Consider the following 18,049-nt stretch of genomic DNA (forward strand, 5'->3'; position numbering starts at 1 on the left):
CCCTGTTCATTTTGTATGTGGGATGCTCCATGAAGTTGTCCATGCCGCGATTCGATCAAGCCCCTGTATTGGTGGTCGGCGATGTCATGCTCGACCGCTACTGGCATGGCGGTACCTCACGAATTTCCCCTGAGGCGCCGGTACCGGTGGTCAAGGTCGAGCATATCGAGGATCGTCCCGGTGGTGCCGCCAACGTTGCCTTGAACATCGCCGCCCTCGGCGCGCCGGCTTCCCTGGTGGGCGTGACCGGCGACGACGAGGCTGCCGACAGCTTGACCAACAGCCTCAAGGGCGCGGGCGTACGTGCGATATTCCAGCGTGTTGCGCACCAGCCGACCATCGTCAAGCTGCGGGTCATGAGTCGTCACCAGCAACTGTTGCGCATCGATTTCGAAGAGCCGTTCGCCACCGACCCCCTGGCCCTTGGTGCCGAGGTCGACAGCCTGCTCGAAGGCGTCAAGGTCCTGGTGTTGTCGGACTACGGCAAAGGCGCGTTGAAAAACCACCAGGCGCTGATCCAGGCCGCGCGTGCCCGTGGCATTCCGGTCCTGGCCGATCCCAAGGGCAAGGATTTTTCCATCTACCGTGGCGCCAGTCTGATCACGCCGAATCTCAGCGAATTCGAAACCATCGTTGGCGGTTGTGTCGATGAGCACGAACTGGTGAGCAAAGGCGCCCAGCTGATGCAAGACCTCGATCTCGGCGCCTTGCTGGTGACCCGTGGCGAGCATGGCATGACCCTGCTGCGCCCCGATCACCCGGCGTTGCACCTGCCGGCCCGTGCCCGTGAAGTGTTCGACGTGACGGGGGCCGGCGACACCGTGATCTCCACCCTGGCCGCCGCCATCGCCGCAGGGGAAGAACTGCCCCATGCGGTAGCCCTGGCGAACCTGGCGGCCGGCATCGTTGTTGGAAAACTGGGTACGGCGGCGATCAGCGCCCCGGAACTGCGCCGCGCCATCCAGCGCGAGGAAGGCTCCGAGCGCGGTGTGCTGGGCCTGGAGCAACTGTTGCTGGCCGTTGACGACGCCCGTGCCCACAACGAAAGAATCGTCTTCACCAACGGTTGCTTCGACATCCTGCACGCAGGCCACGTGACCTACCTCGAGCAGGCCAGGGCCCAAGGTGATCGTCTGATCGTCGCGGTCAATGACGACGCCTCCGTCAGCCGCCTCAAAGGGCCGGGGCGGCCGATCAACAGCGTCGACCGACGCATGGCGGTCCTGGCCGGCCTGGGCGCGGTGGATTGGGTGATCAGTTTCAGCGAGGGCACGCCGGAAAACCTGCTGCGCGAAGTCAAGCCGGACGTGCTGGTCAAGGGCGGTGACTACGGGATCGACCAGGTTGTGGGCGCGGACATTGTCACCGCCTACGGCGGCACAGTGAAGGTGTTGGGGCTGGTGGAAAACAGCTCGACGACGGCGATTGTGGAGAAGATCCGCAACAACTGAGTTTGGCGATTCAATTGGCGACGAAAAGACTTTGTGGCGAGGGGATTTATCCCCGTTGGGGTGCGAAGCGCCCCCATTCAAAGCTATCTGACATACCGCGTTGTCAGGCTTTGGGGGCTGCTGCGCAGCCCAGCGGGGATAAATCCCCTCGCCACAGGTTAGGTTCGACTAGTTGTTCTTTGTCTTAACGAACTACCTTGCGCGGCACGATCTTCTTGAGCAATTGCCGGGCCTTGCCCTTGAGTCGAGTCAGGCCTGACTCCTTGCCCGGTGGCGTCAGCCCTTGTTGGCGCAGCCAGTCCTTCCAGCGAATCCGCTCGTCTCGCACCAGCCAGCCGTCCTGCTTGGCAAAGCTCTCCGCCAGGTACAGCCCACGCGTGCTGGCCGGGTATAGCTGGTCCTTTTTCAAGGTGTACAGCTCGGGCATGGGTTGGCCGTCCTGTAGCGGCATCAAGTAGAGATCAGGTCGCTTGCGGTCCAGGCGCGCCACCAACTGGTCGCCCTCCAAACGCTCATCGACGTGAAACAGGCTCAGGGACTTGGCTTCCTTGGGCACATCCAGGCGCAAGTCATAGATCAATTGCAGCGATGCCGTCGGCAGATGCACGTAGGCCCGTGGTCGCTCGATCAGTTGCAGGTTGGCGCTGCGCACCGGGCGGGCGGAGCCCGAGAGGGGTGTCAGCCGAAACGGCAAGGCTTCGCGGTAATGCAGGGCCGTGGCGTAGGGGGCCGGCAGCCAGGTGTCGTTGAAACGCCCGCCAAGCCAGCCTTCCGGGGTTTCCAGCAGGCATTCTTCGGCAATTTCGCTGATGGCGGTAAGCAGTGGCAGGTTCAACTCGTGGGCTGGGACGTAGCCGGAAATCAGCTTGAGCACCACATCGCCGCGATCCTGCCGGCGCTGGCGCACCAGTACCCAATAGTCGCGGTTCTGCCAATGCAGGGTCAGGCGCACAGAAACGCCCAGGTTTGCCAACTCCAAGGAAAAGCGTTCGGTATCGGCCACGGCTACCGGGCGGCGGCGCTGCAAGGTCTGGGCGAAATTCAGCGGCATGCCGACGCTCTGGTAAGTCAGGCCTTCGGGTGTCGCTTCGACGAACAGGGGCAGGGTCTTGAAGTTGCTGGGATTCTTTCTGATGAGCGTACGCGGCATGTCGGCTCCTTCCTTAAGGCCGCGTAGGGCGGCGTCAGTTTTTACGCAGGACCTTGGCTACGGTCGCGACGTTGTGGGCGAGGTGCAGCGGATTGATGGTGCCGACAATAGCACTGGCGACCCCAGGATGCTCAAACAACAGTTCGAAGCTGGCGCGAACCGGGTCTACCCCGGGGCTCAGGCAAACGTGGCCGCTGGCCAGGGCCTTTTTCACCAGGATCGCTTTGCCGTGTTCGCTGGCGTAGTCAATGACAGCCTTTTCGTTTCGTTCGTTCAGATTGTAGGTGACCATCGCACAATCGCCTTGCTCCAAGGCTTTCAAGCCACCGTCGACGGTCTTGCCGGAAAAACCGAAGCCGCCGATCTTGCCCTCGCGCTTGAGCGCCGCCAGGGTCGGGTAGACCTCGCTGTCGTTGAGGATCGCCAGGTCGTTGCCGTCGGAGTGCACGAGCACCAGGTCGATATAATCGGTTTCCAGGCGCTTGAGGCTGCGCTCCACCGAAAATCGGGTATGGGCGGCGCTGAAGTCATGGCGTGACTGGCCGTCGCTGAATTCTTCGCCGACCTTGCTGACGATCACCCAGTCCTGGCGTTGGCCGCGCAGCAGCGGGCCGAGGCGTTCTTCGCTCAGGCCATAGGCCGGCGCGGTGTCGATCAGGTTGATACCCAGGTCGCGCGCCAGTTTGAGCAACCTACGTGCTTCGTCGTCATCGGGGATCTGAAAGCCGTTGGGGTATTTGACGCCTTGGTCGCGACCAAGCTTGACGGTCCCCAGGCCCAGGGGGGAGACCCGCGGGCCGTCATGGCCCAGGGGGCGATAGAGGTCATGCAGGGTCGGTTGGCTCATGGCAGCAGTTGCTCCCAGGCAGGGACGCCCATCGGCGGCTTCGGCAGGTCCGGCAGTGGGGCCGGGTGGCTTGGCTGGATGCCATCGCGCTGCAAGGCATCGACCACCCGATCGGCGAAGTCCGGGGCCAGGGCCAGTTTGGTCGGCCAGCCCACCAGCAGGCGATCCTGCTCGGCGAGGAAGGCGTTGTCCGGGCGGGTCAGGCCCGACTGCAACGGTTCGGCGCGGTCCACCCGCAGCGTGGCCCATTGCGCAGTGCTCAGGTCAATCCAAGGCAACAACTGGCCGAGTTCTTTCTGGGCGGCGGCGATCTGTGCGGCAGGCTCGCGGGTCACGCCATCGCCTTCGGCCAGATCGCCACCCACGTACCAGACCCATTGGCCATCGGCCGCCGGATGAGTGGTCACGGTGACGCGCGGCTTCGGGCCGCCGCCCAGGCAATGGGCGTAGAGCGGCTTGAGGCTGGGCCCCTTGACCAGGACCATGTGCAACGGTCGGCGCTGCATGGCTGGCTGGTCCAGGCCCAAGGCGTCGAGCAGGTCGGCGGTGCCGCCCCCGGCGCTGAGGACAATGCGTTGCGCGCGAATCTCGCGGCCATCGACCTTGAGTCCGATCAGCTCGCCACCTTCGCGCAGCGGTTCGATGTGTTGCCCGGCCAGCAAGCTGTCGCCGGCCAGTTCCGCCAGGCGTGCGATCACGCTCGGCACGTCCACCACCAGCTCGGCCAGGCGATAGACCTTGCCCTTGAAGCGTTTGTCTTGCAGGGCCGGCGGCAACTGGTCGCCCTTGACCTGGTCGACCCGCCCGCGCACGGCCTTGCTGGCAAAGAAACTGGTGAGGTTGCCGGCCAGGGTGCCGGGGGACCAGAGGTAATGGGCGTCGGACAGCATGCGCACGCCGGACAGGTCCAGCTCACCTTCACCTTTCAGGGCTTCGCGCCAGCGACGCGGCATGTCGGCAATGGCTTCCGAGGCACCGGTCAGGGCGCCATGCAAGGCGTACTTGGCGCCGCCATGGATGATGCCCTGGGATTTGACACTCTGCCCGCCGCCGAGGCTGGCGCTTTCCACCAGCACGGTCGAAAAACCCTGGCGCCGCAGGCGTGCATTCAGCCAGAGGCCGGCGACGCCTGCGCCGACAATCAGAATGTCGGTGGAAATAACGGATGGCATGAGCGACCTCAGTGTTCAAGACGAGGGCGCAGTATACAGACTCGGTGCAGAGGGAATTTGTTGACGATCAACATCGGCAGCGTGCAGGGAAAGCTTTTGTGGCGAGGGAGCTTGCTCCCGCTGGGTTGCGCAGCAACCCCATTTTTATGGGCGCTTCGCACCCAAGCGGGAGCAAGCTCCCTCGCCACAGAGGTGTTCCAGCTCAAATGATCAGTGTGTTTTCAGTGCCCGGCCGTCTTGGAAAACAGCTGGATCACCACCACCCCCAGCACGATCAACGCCATCCCCAGCATCGCCGGCACGTCCAGTTTCTGCCCATAGATGAACAACGCCGCGACACTGACCATGACGATCCCCAGCCCGGCCCAGACCGCATAGGCCACGCCCACCGGTACGGTGCGCACCACCAGCGTCAGCATCCAGAACGCGGTGGCGTAGCCGACGATGACCAGCAGCAAAGGCAGGGGTGTGCTCAGGCCCTTGATCGCTTTCATCGAAACGGTGGCGATCACTTCGGCGCAGATGGCGATGGCCAGGTAGTAGTAGGCGTTCATAGGCGGTTCCTCTTCGACGGTTGCGTCTTTCGATGGGGCCATTCTAGAGATAGGTCAGATGCGGTAAAGTCATTACCTATCTGTAATCAAGATAGGTTGAGCCATGAACGTTCAGTGGAACCTGGAGCAATTGCGGCTGTTCGTCGGGGTCGCCGAGAAGCGTTCGTTTTCCGCCGTGGCCCGGGATCAGCGCAAAGCCCAATCGGCCATCAGCAGTGCGATTGCGTTGCTGGAGACGGATTTGGGCGTGAACCTGTTCGAGCGCAGCAGCGGCCGTCAGCCCAGGCTCACCGACGCTGGCGCAGCCTTGCTCGAAGAGGCCAGGGAAGTGCTGCGTCAGTGCGAGCGTCTCAATGGCCGGGCCCTGGCCCTGATGCGCGGGCAGGAAGCGTCGCTGCGCCTGGCCCAGGACGAAGCCATGCCCTATCAACCGGTCATCGACAGCCTGGCGGCCCTGGCCGAGCAATTCCCCACCCTGGAAGTGCAACTGGCCAGCGCCGCCCAGGGCGACGTGGCGCGCAAACTGGTGGAGCGGCGCGCCGACCTCGGCTTGCTGTTCTATCACGACCAGATCCCCGAGGCCTTGGAGCGCCGGGTGCTGGGCAGCGTCGAGATGGTGACGGTGTGCGGCAGGGGCCACCCACTGGCGAACCATGATTATGTGACCTGTCGGGAAATGGCTCGGCACCGCCAGTTGTTGATGGCCACCCAGTCCAGCGTCTATCCCGGCAGTGAACAGGCCAGCCCGCAGGTCTGGCGAGCCGACAGTTTCTATGTGTTGGCCGAATGGCTGAGGAGTGGCCTGGGCTGGGCCTGGTTGCCTCGGCATGTGGTGCAGTACCCGGCCTACCTGGGCGACATGGTCGAGCTCAGCAGCGAATGGACCCCGCCGGCCCTGGTGGTGGAACTGGTCTGGCGACGCGATGAACCCCTGGGCCCGGCCGCGCGTTGGCTGGCGGAACGTTTTGCCGTGCAGTTGCAGGCGATCGGCTGAAAAACCGATAAACTCCGCCGCCATGAACAGAACTCTCTATAGCGCATTGTTTTACCTGGGGCTGCCACTGGTAGCGATTCGGCTGTGGTTGCGGGCCCGCAAGGCGCCAGCGTATGCCCGGCGCATCGGCGAGCGATTCTCCTGGGGACTGCCGGTCATGCTGCCGGGGGGGATCTGGGTCCACGCGGTGTCGGTGGGCGAGAGCATTGCCGCCGCGCCCATGATCCGCGCCTTGCTGCAACGTTATCCACAGCTGCCGATCACCGTCACCTGCATGACGCCCACCGGTTCGGAGCGGATCCGGGCGTTGTTCGCCAACGAGCCGCGCATCCAGCATTGCTATTTGCCTTACGACTTGCCCTGCGCCGCCAAGCGTTTTCTCGACCGGGTCCGGCCGTCCCTGGCGGTGATCATGGAAACCGAGCTGTGGCCCAATCATATTCACCAATGCGCCAGACGCGGCATTCCCGTGGCCCTGGCCAATGCGCGGTTGTCGGAGCGTTCGGCGCGGGGTTATGCACGCTTTCCCAAGCTTACCCGGCCGATGCTCGCCGAGATGAGCCTGTTCGCCGTCCAGACCGACGCCGAAGCCGAGCGTTTCCGTCAGTTGGGCGCCCGGGTAGAAACCGTCGAGGTCACCGGCTCGATCAAGTTCGACCTGACCATCGACCCGCAACTGCTGGAAAACGCCAGCGCCTTGCGCCGCCAGTGGCAAGCCACGGAGCGTCCGGTGTGGATCGCCGCCAGTACCCATGAAGGCGAGGACGAAGTGGTGCTGGCTGCCCACCGTCGGTTGCTCGACAGCTATCCCAATGCGTTGCTGATCCTGGTGCCACGTCATCCCGAGCGATTTGATGCCGTGCACCAGCTGTGCGAAAGCGAAGGCTTCGCCACGGTCCGGCGTTCCAGTGCGCAACCCGTCACTGCCCAGGCCTCGGTGCTGCTGGGCGACACCATGGGTGAGCTGCTGTTTCTCTACGCATTGGCCGACAGTGCGTTTGTCGGTGGCAGCCTGGTGCCCAACGGCGGGCACAATCTGCTCGAACCGGCGGCGCTGGCAAAACCGGTACTCAGCGGGCCGCACCTGTTCAACTTCCTCGAAATCGCCGCGCAACTGCGCGCCGCCGGTGCGCTGGCGGAAGTTGAAGATGCCGAAAGCCTGGCCCTGGCGGTGCAGCGCCTGTTCGAACTGCCCCGCGATGCCCAGCGCATGGCCGAAGCGGGCTTGAAGGTGATGCGCAGCAACCAGGGCGCGTTGCAGCGGTTGCTGGCGGGGTTGGGGCGGTTGCTCGACTGATCACGAGCAGCCCACCTTTTTTGAACTCGGAGCACGCTTTTGTGGCGAGGGGATTTATCCCCGTTGGGGTGCGAAGCACCCCATTCTCAAACGACTGACACACCGCGCTGTCAGGTTTTAGGGCTGCTGCGCAGCCCAGCGGGGATAAATCCCCTCACCACAAAAGCTTATTGCCACACACTATCTCTCTACGTTACTGCGCTGGCCGCGAGCGCAGTTGCTGCGCCGCTGCCTGGGCCAGGTCCGGCGGCAGGAAGTCGCGGTCCGGGTTGTAGTCGGGCTTGAGATAGCGCGACAGGTCTTGCAGGTCCGCCGGGCTCAACGTCCCAGCCGCCTGCTTGAGGCGCAGGTTGTCGAGAATGTAGTCGTAGCGGGCGTTGTTGTAGTTGCGCACCGAGGTGTACAACTGACGCTGGGCGTCGAGCACGTCGACGATGTTGCGGGTGCCCACCTGGTAGCCGATTTCCGTGGCTTCCACCGCGCTCTGGTTGGAGATGATCGACTGGCGCCGGGCCTGGACCTGCTCCACGTCGGTGTTCACTGCACGGTGCAGGTTACGGGTGTTTTCCACCACCTGCCGGCGCAGGGCTTCGCGTTGCTGCTCGGTCTGGGTGAGTTGCGAGTAGGACTCGCGCACCTGGGAGCTGGTCAGCCCGCCGCTGTAGAGCGGGATACTCAGCTGCAAACCGATGGTGCGTTGCTCGGCATCGCCGCCGTAGCGCTGTCCGGTCGGGTTCGGGTTGGTGAAACCGAGGCCGTCGTTGTCACCTTTTCTGTACTGGGCTATCGCATCGAGGGTCGGTGCATGACCGGCCTTGCGCTGGCGCAGCGTATCCTCGGCGGCGGTCACGGCGTAGTTGCTGGCCAGTAAATTCAGGTTCTGCTTGGCTGCCGTATCTACCCAGGCCTTGGCATCGTTTGGTGCCGGCGGCAGGATTGGCAAGGTGTGGACGATACCCTGGAGCGAGTTGTACTGGCGGTTGGTCAACGTGATCAAGGCTTCAAAGGCGTCGTCGACCTGGCGCTGGGCGAGGATCCGATTGGCGCGGGCGGTGTCGTAGCTGGCCTGGGATTGCAGCACGTCGGTCTTGTCCGACAGGCCCACGTCGAAGCGCTCGTTGGACTGGTCGAGTTGACGCTTGAACGCCGCTTCCTCGGCCTTGGTCGAGGCCAGGTTGTCCTGGCTGCGCAGCACGTTGAAATAGCTCTCGGCGCTCTGCAGGATCATGTTCTGTTCAGTGGCCGACAGTTGCAGCGACGCTTGCTCGTCAACTGACTTGGCAGCCTGTAACTGGAACCAGCGATCGGCACGGAAAATCGGCTGGGACAGCGTGGCCTGGTAAACCGTGGAACTGCGGGTGGCGGTCATCGCCGGCTGGTCGAGCTCGGTACGGGTGTTGTTCAGGTCGGCACCGGCCGAAAGGTTCGGCAGCAACCCGGCACGCGCCTGGGGCACCACTTCCTTCTGGGCGCCGTACTGGGCGCGAGCCGCGGCCAGATCGGCGTTGTTGTCCACCGCTTCCTGATACACGCTCACCAGATCGGTTCTGGTGGTCAAGGGTGCTTCGGCAGCCCAGGCCATTCCATTGGACGCACAAGACACGGCAAGGGCCAGTGAGAGTTTGCGCAGCATGAGGCGTTCCCTACTTCTCAGATGATTGCGCACAAGAGGCGCGGCGTAGCGAGTGTAGTTGCGCCTGCGCGCCGCAACAATCCTGTATATGCGCCATTCATCACGCCTTTTGCCCTGGCGATGGCGTTCTCTCGTGGTTGTGTCTAGACTGGCCGGGTTCTTGTCGGGGTGCCTTGCTATGAGGCTGAGATCGAATAATTTCGGATCCCGTTGAACCTGATCAGGTTAGCGCCTGCGTAGGGAACAAGATTTCTCGTCACCCGGCGAGTCCTCTTGTGCTTCGTCCGGGATGTTGTTCGACCATCGACTTTCGATTTTCGAACATGCTCGAGCAGCAAGCACAGCGTCCGCACTTTCGTGCAGGGACGCGTCCATTCGTTACAGGTTCGCTCCGACAAAAATCCACTGCCTGGATGTGTGTCTGGAGAGCCCGTGATGACGACAAAATCAAAAAACGCGACCAACCTCAGCGATTCGGCCAAGGTCGATGAGCAATCGGTTCAGCCCTTTACCCGCTCGCAAAAAATCTATGTCCAGGGCAGCCGCCCGGATATCCGCGTGCCCATGCGCGAAATCAGCCTTGACGTGACCCCCACCGATTTCGGCGGCGAAATCAACGCGCCGGTCGTGGTGTACGACACCTCGGGTCCCTACACCGACCCGAACGTGATCATCGACGTGCGCAAAGGCCTGGCCGACGTGCGCTCTTCGTGGATCGAAGCCCGTGGCGACACCGAGCGTCTTGCCGGCCTGAGCTCCAACTTCGGGCAGGAACGCCTGGCCGACCCCGAGCTGACCAAGCTGCGCTTCGCCCACGTGAACAACCCACGTCGTGCCAAGCCCGGTGCCAACGTCAGCCAGATGCACTACGCGCGCAAAGGCATCATCACCGCCGAGATGGAATACGTCGCCATCCGCGAAAACATGAAGCTGGAAGTCGCCCGCGCCGCCGGCCTGCTGGACCAGCAACACGCCGGCCACAGCTTCGGTGCCAGCGTGCCGAAAGTCATCACCCCGGAATTCGTCCGCGATGAAATCGCCCGTGGCCGCGCGATCATCCCGGCCAACATCAACCACACCGAACTGGAACCGATGATCATCGGCCGTAACTTCCTGGTGAAGATCAACGGCAACATCGGCAACAGCGCGCTGGGTTCGTCCATCGAAGAAGAAGTGGCGAAGCTGACCTGGGGCATCCGCTGGGGTTCGGACACGGTCATGGACCTGTCCACCGGCAAGCACATCCATGAAACCCGCGAGTGGATCATCCGCAACTCGCCCGTGCCGATCGGCACCGTGCCGATCTACCAGGCCCTGGAAAAAGTCGGCGGCGTGGCCGAAGACCTGACCTGGGAGCTGTTCCGCGACACGCTGATCGAACAGGCCGAGCAGGGCGTCGACTACTTCACCATCCACGCCGGCGTGTTGCTGCGCTATGTGCCGATGACCGCCAAGCGCGTCACCGGTATCGTCAGCCGTGGTGGTTCGATCATGGCCAAGTGGTGCCTGGCGCACCACAAAGAGAACTTCCTCTACACCCACTTCGAAGACATCTGCGAAATCATGAAGGCCTACGACGTCAGCTTCTCGCTGGGCGATGGCCTGCGTCCGGGCTCGATTGCCGACGCCAACGACGAAGCGCAGTTCGGTGAGCTGGAAACCCTCGGCGAGCTGACCAAGATCGCCTGGAAGCACGATGTGCAATGCATGATCGAAGGCCCCGGCCACGTGCCGATGCAGTTGATCAAAGAGAACATGGACAAGCAACTCGAGTGCTGCGACGAGGCGCCGTTCTACACCCTCGGCCCACTGACCACCGACATCGCGCCGGGCTACGACCACATCACCTCCGGCATCGGTGCGGCGATGATCGGTTGGTTCGGTTGCGCCATGCTCTGCTACGTCACGCCGAAGGAACACCTGGGCCTGCCGAACAAGGATGACGTGAAGACGGGGATCATCACCTACAAGATCGCCGCCCACGCGGCCGACCTTGCCAAGGGCCACCCGGGCGCGCAGATCCGTGACAACGCCTTGAGCAAGGCGCGCTTCGAGTTCCGTTGGGAAGACCAGTTCAACCTCGGCCTGGACCCGGACACCGCCCGTTCGTACCACGACGAAACCCTGCCGAAGGATTCGGCCAAGGTCGCGCATTTCTGCTCGATGTGCGGGCCGAAATTCTGCTCGATGAAAATCACCCAGGAAGTGCGCGAGTACGCGGCCAACCAGCGCATTGAAGCGGTGGATGTCGATGTTGCCCAGGGCTTGGCGGAACAGGCCGAGCGGTTCAAGCAGGAAGGAAGTCAGCTTTACAAGAAAGTTTGATCCGGGCGGTGCTTGCAAAAGCACCGCTCACCCTGTGTGGCGAGGGAGCTTGCTCCCGCTCGGCTGCGAAGCAGCCGCAAAACCTGCACCGCTATTCTGACTGACAGGACGCGGCGTTTGGTATTGGGTCTGCTTCGCAGACCAGCGGGAGCAAGCTCCCTCGCCACAAGGGGTGATCTGCGACCCAAAACAATAATCTCCCTTGAGAATCTCTGTGAACATCCAACCCAGCACCTACTCCCCAGACACCGCGGTCCCCCTGGACAAACGTGTCTTCGGCGCCCGCGATCTGTTTTCCCTGTGGTTCTCCCTGGGCATCGGCCTGATGGTCTTGCAGGTCGGCGCCTTGCTCGCGCCGGGCCTGGGCTTGAGCGGCTCGTTGCTGGCGATTTTCCTCGGCACGTTGGTGGGCGTCCTGCTGCTGGCGGCCGTCGGCGTGATCGGCAGCGACACCGGCCTGTCGGCCATGGCGGCCCTCAAGCTCAGCCTCGGCGGCAAGGGCGCGAGCGTGCCGGCGGTGTTGAACCTGCTGCAGTTGATCGGCTGGGGCTCGTTCGAAATCATCGTCATGCGTGATGCCGCCAGCCTGCTCGGTGCCCGAGCCTTCAGCGAAGGCAGCCTGGGCTCCAACCCACTGCTGTGGACGCTGTTCTTCGGCGCCCTGGCGACCCTGCTTGCGGTCAGCGGGCCGCTGACGTTCGTGCGTAAAGTCCTGCGTAAGTGGGGCATTTGGCTGCTGTTGGCGGCGTGCATCTGGTTGACCTGGAACCTGTTCGCCAAGGCTGACCTGGCGGCGTTGTGGGCCCAGGCAGGCGATGGCTCGATGCCGTTGGCGGTGGGGTTTGATATCGCCATTGCGATGCCGTTGTCCTGGCTGCCGCTGATCGCCGACTACTCGCGCTTCGGCAAACGTGCCAGGAATGTCTTCGGCGGTACTGCCGTGGGATTCTTCATCGGTAACGTCTGGCTGATGAGCCTGGGCGTGGCCTACACCTTGGCGTTCGCGCCGAGCGGTGAAGTCAATGCGTTGCTATTGGCCTTGGCTGGCGCCGGGTTGGGCATTCCGTTGCTGCTGATTCTGCTGGATGAGTCGGAAAACGCCTTCGCCGACATCCACTCGGCGGCGGTCTCCAGTGGCATGTTGTCGGGGCTGAAGGTCGAGCACCTGGCCTTGGCGATTGGCGTGCTCTGTACCTTGATCGCCTGCTTCGCGCCGTTGGCGCAGTACCAGAACTTCCTGTTGCTGATCGGCTCGGTGTTCGCACCGCTGTTTGGCGTGGTGCTGGTGGATCACTTCATCCTGCGCAAGCGCAGCAGCCAAGTGGTATCAGCCGCATTGCGCTGGCCGGCCCTGTTGGCCTGGTTGGGTGGGGTGAGCACTTATCACTTGCTGGCCAACTTCCATCCAGACATCGGCGCAACCCTGCCGTCGCTGATTCTGGCAGGGTTGCTGCAACTGTTGCTGGGCCGGGCTTTCAGCTACGGCCGGGGAACAGCTCGGGCTTGAGGATGCCATTGAGGCGTGGGTAAGCGATCTTCAATTCGATGTGGCCCAGGGCGTACGGGGCGATGGTGCTCACTTCGTACTTGAGGATCACCCCGCCGTAGGTCAGCGCCACGTGTGGGGTTTTCTGGAAGGACCACTGTTTCAGGAACTCGGGTTCCTGATCCAGCTTGGTGCTGATCAGCCAACTGTTGTGGGCGACCTGGGCGGCTTTCCAGAAGGCTTCCTCCTGGCCCGGCAGCAGCATGTCCGACAGCGTCAGATCCTTGTGTTGCTGGCGCGAATAGTTGATGAAGCCGCGGCCCGGCGTGCCGTGGGCGCCGCCGGTGTCCAGGTAGCTGGACAGTTCGATGATCACCAGGCCGTCATGTTGCTCACGTACCTTGGCCTGCAAATAGCTGCTGTTGCGGGGCGCGGCGCTGCGCAGGAACTGCTCGCGATAGGCGGCAAGCGTCGGTGCAACCGGGGCGTCCGGGGTGGTGCGGGTCATTTGCAGCAGGCGTTTTTCGACGATGCCGTCCAGGGCCGGCTCGGTGGGAAAGTGCAGGGTATCGATGTTCACCAACGGGCAGTCGGCACTGGCGCATCCTTGTTGCAGTTGCTCCGACGCATCGCGGGTGGTTTCCAGCGGTGCGCGGTAATTGGGTTGGAACAGGCTTTGGCAAGCGCCCAGGGTCAGGGCAATGGCGGCCACGGAGGCAGTTTTGAAAAGCGACATGGGCGTCCTTCATGGAACAGGGAAAGGCGAAAAGTTACCCGCTTCGACTGCCAGCAGGACAATCAGTTCGCCACTAAGCTCATTAGAGTTCTTTCACCTTCTGCCGTCCATCCCGATGAGTGGAAAGGGGCTGCATCAAAGGGTACGGGCGCGTTAGGATGGCGCGAAGCCGAGGTTGGAACCTCGTATTGATCCATTGCACACGAGGATTGTCATGACCGATTTCGCCAACGCCGCACCGAGCACCGTGGACATTGTCAAGCGCGAGAGCTGCTTCCAGGGTTTCTACAAACTCGATCGTGTGCACTTGCGTCACGAATTGTTTGCCGGTGGCATGAGCCGCGAAATCAGCCGTGAATTGTTCGTGCGCCATGACGCGGTGTGCGTGTTGCCCTACGACCCGCAGCGCGATGAAGTGGTGTTGATCGAGCAGTTTCGCGTCGGCGCCATGGACAAGGTCGCCAACCCTTGGCTGGTGGAATTGGTGGCCGGCCTGATCGACAAGGACGAACAACCGGAAGAAGTTGCTCATCGTGAAGCGCAGGAGGAAGCTGGGCTTGCCTTCGCTGCGCTTTGGCCGATGACCAAGTATTTTCCATCCCCGGGCGGCAGCGATGAATTCGTCCATTTGTACCTGGGGCGTTGCGACAGCTCGGGGGCGGGCGGGCTGCATGGCCTGGAGGAAGAGGCGGAAGATATCCGCGTCAAGGTCTGGTCTTTCGAAGATGCCCTGCAAGCTGTGCGCGACGGACAAATCTGCAATGCACCGAGCATCATCGCCCTGCAATGGCTGGCCTTGAACCGCGAGGAAGTGAGGGGGTTATGGTCCTGAACAAGCTGCGCGATCGCTATCGCGTCGATCTGGTGGGGTTGCAGGCCGCCTGCGAGGCCAACTACGCCCGCCTGATGCGCTTGTTGCCGGACATGCGCAACGATCCGGCGCCGCGGCGTATCGCCGTGACCCACGGCGACCAGATGCTCGGCGTGCTGGCCCTCGAAGTGCTGCAGACCTGCCCGTACACCACGACCTTGCAGGTGCGCCAGGAGCACAGCCTACCCTGGCTACCGGTGCCGCAGCTGGAAGTCCAGGTCTATCATGATGCGCGCATGGCCGAAGTCGTCAGTGCCGAACATGCGCGACGCTTTCGCGGCATCTATCCTTATCCCAATGCGTCAATGCACCAGCCGGACGAAAAGGCCCAGTTGAACCTGTTTTTGGGTGAATGGCTGAGTCATTGCCTGGCGCTGGGCCACGAGTTCGAAGTCGTTCGGTAGTTGTCGTTCAAATACTGGACACTGGTTGTGAACCGGTTCCGGTTCGCGGGTTTCCCCTTTCGATCTTCCCCAGCATAATTGCGGCGTCATCCAACGGCGTGAGTGCGCCTGGGAGAGAGCGATTTGCCGAACGTATCCATCCTGACCACCGCTGATGCGGCGTTGCTGGTCCAGCTGTCCGACAGTCACCTGTTTGCCGAGGCCGACGGTTCGTTGCTGGGCATGAATACCCGCGACAGCCTGCGGGCGGTCGTTGACCTGGTGCTCAAGCAGCAGCCGAAGATCGATTTGATGCTGGCCACGGGGGATTTGTCCCAGGATGGAACGCTGGAGTCCTATCAGGCGTTTCGGCAGATGAGTGGGCGAATCGATGCGCCGGCGCGCTGGATTCCGGGTAACCATGATGAGCCGCAGGTCATGCTTGAAGCGGCGGTCAAGAGCACGCTGCTCGAACCGGTGGTGGATATTGGCAACTGGCGCGTCACTCTGTTGGATTCCGCCGTGCCGGGTTCGGTGCCGGGGTTTTTGGCTGAGGAGCAGTTGATTCTGTTGGCCAATGCGTTGAGTGAGGCGCCGGAGCGGCATCATCTGGTGTGTCTGCATCATCATCCGGTGTCGATTGGGTGTGTGTGGATGGAGCCTATCGGGTTGCGTAATCCTGAGGCGTTGTTTGCGGTGTTGGATCGGTTTCCCCAGGTGCGCGCTGTTCTGTGGGGGCATGTGCATCAGGAGGTTGACCGGGTGCGCGAGGGGGTTCGTTTGTTGGCTTCGCCTTCGACTTGTATTCAGTTTGAGCCGGGGAGTGAGGATTTTGCGGTGGGCTCGCAGGCGCCGGGGTATCGGTGGTTGCGGCTTTGGCCGGATGGGCGGTTGGAGACGGGGGTTGAGCGGGTGGTTGGGTTTGCTTTTACCCCGGACTATGAGTCCGACGGTTACTGAGGTTTGATTGAGTACATATCCATTTCTGCGGTAACGGCCACTTAAGGTTCCGCCCTTACGGCGTCTCACTTTTGAGAAGCGCAAAAGTAAGCAAAACGCTTTTGCCCCACCACTTGGTGCCTCGCTAGGGCTCGGCATGCCCTCACTCCGGCATTGCTCCGTGGGCCCGCCGCGAAGGGCCATCCATGGCCCAGCGCGGCTATCCCGGCATCCATGCCGGGATGCCCACTCCACAATGCCTACGTTCGGCCATCGTGGTTAACGGGGCGCCGAGATCAACGTCCGCCGCGAGGCGGCCTTATAGCCGGCCTGGTTCTTGATGGGGACCGCGTTTCCCCCGTGGGAGCGAGCCTGCTCGCGAAGGCGGCGGTACATTCAGCATTGATGCAAGCAGACCCACCGCTATCGCGAGCAAGCTCGGCTCCCACAGGGATCGGCGGTGGATACTGATCTTATAAACGACCAAAAAACTGTGTGGGAGCGAGCTTGCTCGCGATGGCGGCCTGACAGCCGACCAGGGGTTGTGGGAATGGTCGGACGCCCTTCCTGGTTCAAGCAGATTTTTCCGACGAGCCCTGGCGGTTGCCGGGTGGGAAGGGCTGTCGCTAACCTTTTCCTGTCGCTGAAAATTCAGCGGCCAGGCCTGGAAACCTGAAAAAAAAAGGAGCTTTATTTCAATCCTAATGGAGCGCCAACATGTCTGAAGATAACTCTGGGCCAACAAAAAACGATTCCATTTCTCCCGAAGCCAGCCAGATTCCCCCGATACTTGATGAAGCCGCCAAGCGCGTTATCGACCACTATCTCGACCCCAAACCTCAAGCCAAAAAGAAAAAGCCCTCAGGTCAACTGTTCACCGTCGTGGACGGCGTCGACACCGAAAGCCTACTGGCCAACCTCAGCGAAACCCTGGCCTCAGCCGATGCCATGGTCAGCGACCTTGCCTTCGACCTGAAAGGCTCGCGACGCCATGTTGCCCTTGGCATTCAGCAACTGATCGAGCTGGGCGCCTTGTTGGCGAATCGGATGCTGGACAACGTCAATACACAACCCTGACCGCACCGCGCGCAAAAGCGAGCAAGCTTCCACTGGAGAAACGCGATTACCCTAAGCCAGGTCGGCTCTCAGGCCGCCTCGCGGAGGACGTTGATCTCGGCGCCCCGTTAACCACGCTGGCCGAACGCAGGCATTGTGGAGTGGGCATCCCGGCATGGATGCCGGGATAGCTGCGCTGGGCCATGGATGGCCCTTCGCAGCGGGCCCACGGAGCAATGCCGGAGTGAGGGCACACCGAGCCTAGGCGAGGTGCCGAGTGGTGGGGCAGAAGCGCTTTGGTTACTTTCGCGCTTTTCGAAAGTGACCCGCCGTCAGGGCGGAACCCTAAGTGGCCGTTACCGCAGAAATGGATATGTACCCAATCCAGCTGAAGGGGGCCGCTTCGCGCCCCAGCGGGGATAAATCCCCTCGCCACAGGGTTTTGTGTTGTCTTGGATGCACAGTTCACCCCCAAACCCCCACAAACTCCCTGTAAACTCCGGCCTTTGCCCCACACCCAGGGAGTCGGCAATGTCGGGTTCTATCCTTTATATCCACGGCTTCAACAGCGCCCCTGCGTCGACCAAAGCCAGTCAGCTGATCAAAGTAATGGCGCAATTGGGCCTGAGCGACCGCCTACAAGTCCCAGCCCTGCACCACCACCCCCGCCAAGCCATCGGTCAGCTGGAACAGGCGATTGCACAACTGGGCCGACCGCTGCTGGTCGGCAGCTCGCTCGGCGGCTACTATGCGACTCACTTGGCCGAACGCCACGGCCTCAAGGCGCTGCTGATCAACCCTGCCGTCAGCCCGCATCGGATGTTTGACGGTTACCTGGGCACGCAGAAGAATTTGTACACCGACGAAACCTGGGAATTGACCCACGACCACGTCACGGCCCTGGCCGAACTGGACGTGCCGGCGCCCCAGGATCCGCAGCGGTTTCAGGTGTGGTTGCAAACCGGGGACGAAACGCTGGATTATCGCCACGCCCAGCAGTATTACCGCGCCTGTGCCTTGCGTATCCAGGCCGGTGGCGACCACAGTTTCCAAGGGTTTGCCCAGCAGTTGCCGGCGCTGTTGAGTTTTGCCGGCATTGGCGCCGATTTGTACCAGGCGATCGACTTCACGTCGTTGTGAGCCATCGCCCCTTTT

16 protein-coding genes and 1 riboswitch are annotated in these 18,049 nt (G+C 62.3%); of the genes, 10 read left to right on the top strand and 6 right to left on the bottom strand.

What is annotated here, in order from left to right; translation table 11 throughout:
• The first annotated feature begins 29 nt into the window (after positions 1-29).
• Positions 30-1,451, top strand: a complete 1,422-nt coding sequence (gene hldE / locus BLU76_RS08720) for a bifunctional D-glycero-beta-D-manno-heptose-7-phosphate kinase/D-glycero-beta-D-manno-heptose 1-phosphate adenylyltransferase HldE (RefSeq protein WP_063323214.1) — start codon at positions 30-32, stop codon at positions 1,449-1,451.
• 184 nt (positions 1,452-1,635) lie between these two features.
• On the opposite strand, the gene BLU76_RS08725 is transcribed toward hldE, so the two are convergent.
• The 4 genes from BLU76_RS08725 to BLU76_RS08740 form a co-directional block, all read right to left on the bottom strand.
• The gene (locus tag BLU76_RS08725; RefSeq protein WP_092222397.1) at positions 1,636-2,601 is read right to left on the bottom strand and encodes a metal ABC transporter ATPase; all 966 of its coding nucleotides are present in this window, start codon (positions 2,599-2,601) and stop codon (positions 1,636-1,638) included.
• A gap of 34 nt (positions 2,602-2,635) precedes the next feature.
• Complete coding sequence (locus BLU76_RS08730; RefSeq protein WP_092146667.1) at positions 2,636-3,448, bottom strand: aldo/keto reductase; 813 nt, start codon at positions 3,446-3,448, stop codon at positions 2,636-2,638.
• Positions 3,445-4,620, bottom strand: a complete 1,176-nt coding sequence (locus tag BLU76_RS08735; RefSeq protein WP_092146665.1) for an NAD(P)/FAD-dependent oxidoreductase — start codon at positions 4,618-4,620, stop codon at positions 3,445-3,447. Before BLU76_RS08735 ends, BLU76_RS08730 begins: the two co-directional genes overlap by 4 nt.
• 221 nt (positions 4,621-4,841) lie before the next feature.
• Entirely contained in the window at positions 4,842-5,174 is a 333-nt protein-coding gene (locus BLU76_RS08740; RefSeq protein ID WP_046065574.1) for a DMT family transporter, read from the bottom strand.
• A 103-nt stretch (positions 5,175-5,277) separates the two neighbouring features.
• Here BLU76_RS08740 and BLU76_RS08745 point away from each other — a divergent pair, with 103 nt between their 5' ends.
• Both BLU76_RS08745 and waaA read left to right on the top strand, forming a co-directional pair.
• Positions 5,278-6,168 carry a LysR family transcriptional regulator gene (locus BLU76_RS08745; protein WP_092146663.1) on the top strand — a complete coding sequence of 297 codons (891 nt, stop codon included), beginning with the start codon at positions 5,278-5,280 and terminating at the stop codon, positions 6,166-6,168.
• A gap of 22 nt (positions 6,169-6,190) precedes the next feature.
• Positions 6,191-7,465: a lipid IV(A) 3-deoxy-D-manno-octulosonic acid transferase gene (gene waaA / locus BLU76_RS08750; RefSeq protein ID WP_092222399.1), complete on the top strand. Its 1,275-nt coding sequence runs from the start codon at positions 6,191-6,193 to the stop codon at positions 7,463-7,465.
• Between the two features lie 193 nt (positions 7,466-7,658).
• Here waaA and BLU76_RS08755 read toward each other — a convergent pair whose 3' ends face one another.
• Positions 7,659-9,098, bottom strand: a complete 1,440-nt coding sequence (locus tag BLU76_RS08755; RefSeq protein ID WP_092146659.1) for a TolC family outer membrane protein — start codon at positions 9,096-9,098, stop codon at positions 7,659-7,661.
• A 154-nt stretch (positions 9,099-9,252) separates the two neighbouring features.
• Positions 9,253-9,358, top strand: a riboswitch (TPP riboswitch).
• A 175-nt stretch (positions 9,359-9,533) separates the two neighbouring features.
• On the opposite strand from BLU76_RS08755, the gene thiC reads away from it, so the two are divergent.
• Positions 9,534-11,423 carry a phosphomethylpyrimidine synthase ThiC gene (gene thiC / locus BLU76_RS08760; RefSeq protein WP_092222401.1) on the top strand — a complete coding sequence of 630 codons (1,890 nt, stop codon included), beginning with the start codon at positions 9,534-9,536 and terminating at the stop codon, positions 11,421-11,423.
• A gap of 214 nt (positions 11,424-11,637) precedes the next feature.
• Positions 11,638-12,930 (top strand): putative hydroxymethylpyrimidine transporter CytX, encoded by a 1,293-nt coding sequence (cytX, locus tag BLU76_RS08765; RefSeq protein ID WP_092222403.1) that lies wholly within the window; start codon positions 11,638-11,640, stop codon positions 12,928-12,930.
• Here cytX and BLU76_RS08770 read toward each other — a convergent pair.
• Positions 12,899-13,645: a DUF3298 domain-containing protein gene (locus BLU76_RS08770; RefSeq protein ID WP_092222405.1), complete on the bottom strand. Its 747-nt coding sequence runs from the start codon at positions 13,643-13,645 to the stop codon at positions 12,899-12,901. The genes cytX and BLU76_RS08770 overlap by 32 nt on opposite strands.
• 214 nt (positions 13,646-13,859) lie before the next feature.
• Between BLU76_RS08770 and BLU76_RS08775 the strand changes: the two genes are divergently transcribed.
• The 5 genes from BLU76_RS08775 to BLU76_RS08800 all read left to right on the top strand — a co-directional run bounded on the left by BLU76_RS08775 (position 13,860) and on the right by BLU76_RS08800 (position 18,034).
• Positions 13,860-14,477, top strand: coding sequence for an NUDIX domain-containing protein (locus tag BLU76_RS08775; protein WP_092222407.1), 618 nt, complete (start codon positions 13,860-13,862; stop codon positions 14,475-14,477).
• Positions 14,468-14,920, top strand: a complete 453-nt coding sequence (locus tag BLU76_RS08780) for a DUF1249 domain-containing protein (RefSeq protein WP_003186471.1) — start codon at positions 14,468-14,470, stop codon at positions 14,918-14,920. The genes BLU76_RS08775 and BLU76_RS08780 overlap by 10 nt, the downstream gene beginning before the upstream one ends.
• 123 nt (positions 14,921-15,043) lie before the next feature.
• Positions 15,044-15,859, top strand: coding sequence for a 3',5'-cyclic-AMP phosphodiesterase (cpdA, locus tag BLU76_RS08785; RefSeq protein ID WP_092222409.1), 816 nt, complete (start codon positions 15,044-15,046; stop codon positions 15,857-15,859).
• 696 nt (positions 15,860-16,555) lie between these two features.
• Entirely contained in the window at positions 16,556-16,915 is a 360-nt protein-coding gene (locus tag BLU76_RS08790; protein ID WP_092222411.1) for a DUF6124 family protein, read from the top strand.
• Positions 16,916-17,425: 510 nt separating this feature from the next.
• Positions 17,426-18,034: a YqiA/YcfP family alpha/beta fold hydrolase gene (locus BLU76_RS08800; RefSeq protein ID WP_092222413.1), complete on the top strand. Its 609-nt coding sequence runs from the start codon at positions 17,426-17,428 to the stop codon at positions 18,032-18,034.
• Positions 18,035-18,049 lie beyond the last annotated feature (15 nt).

Origin of the sequence: Pseudomonas sp. NFACC08-1, assembly GCF_900106735.1 — a bacterium.
Taxonomy (GTDB): Bacteria; Pseudomonadota; Gammaproteobacteria; order Pseudomonadales; family Pseudomonadaceae; genus Aquipseudomonas; species Aquipseudomonas fluorescens_Q.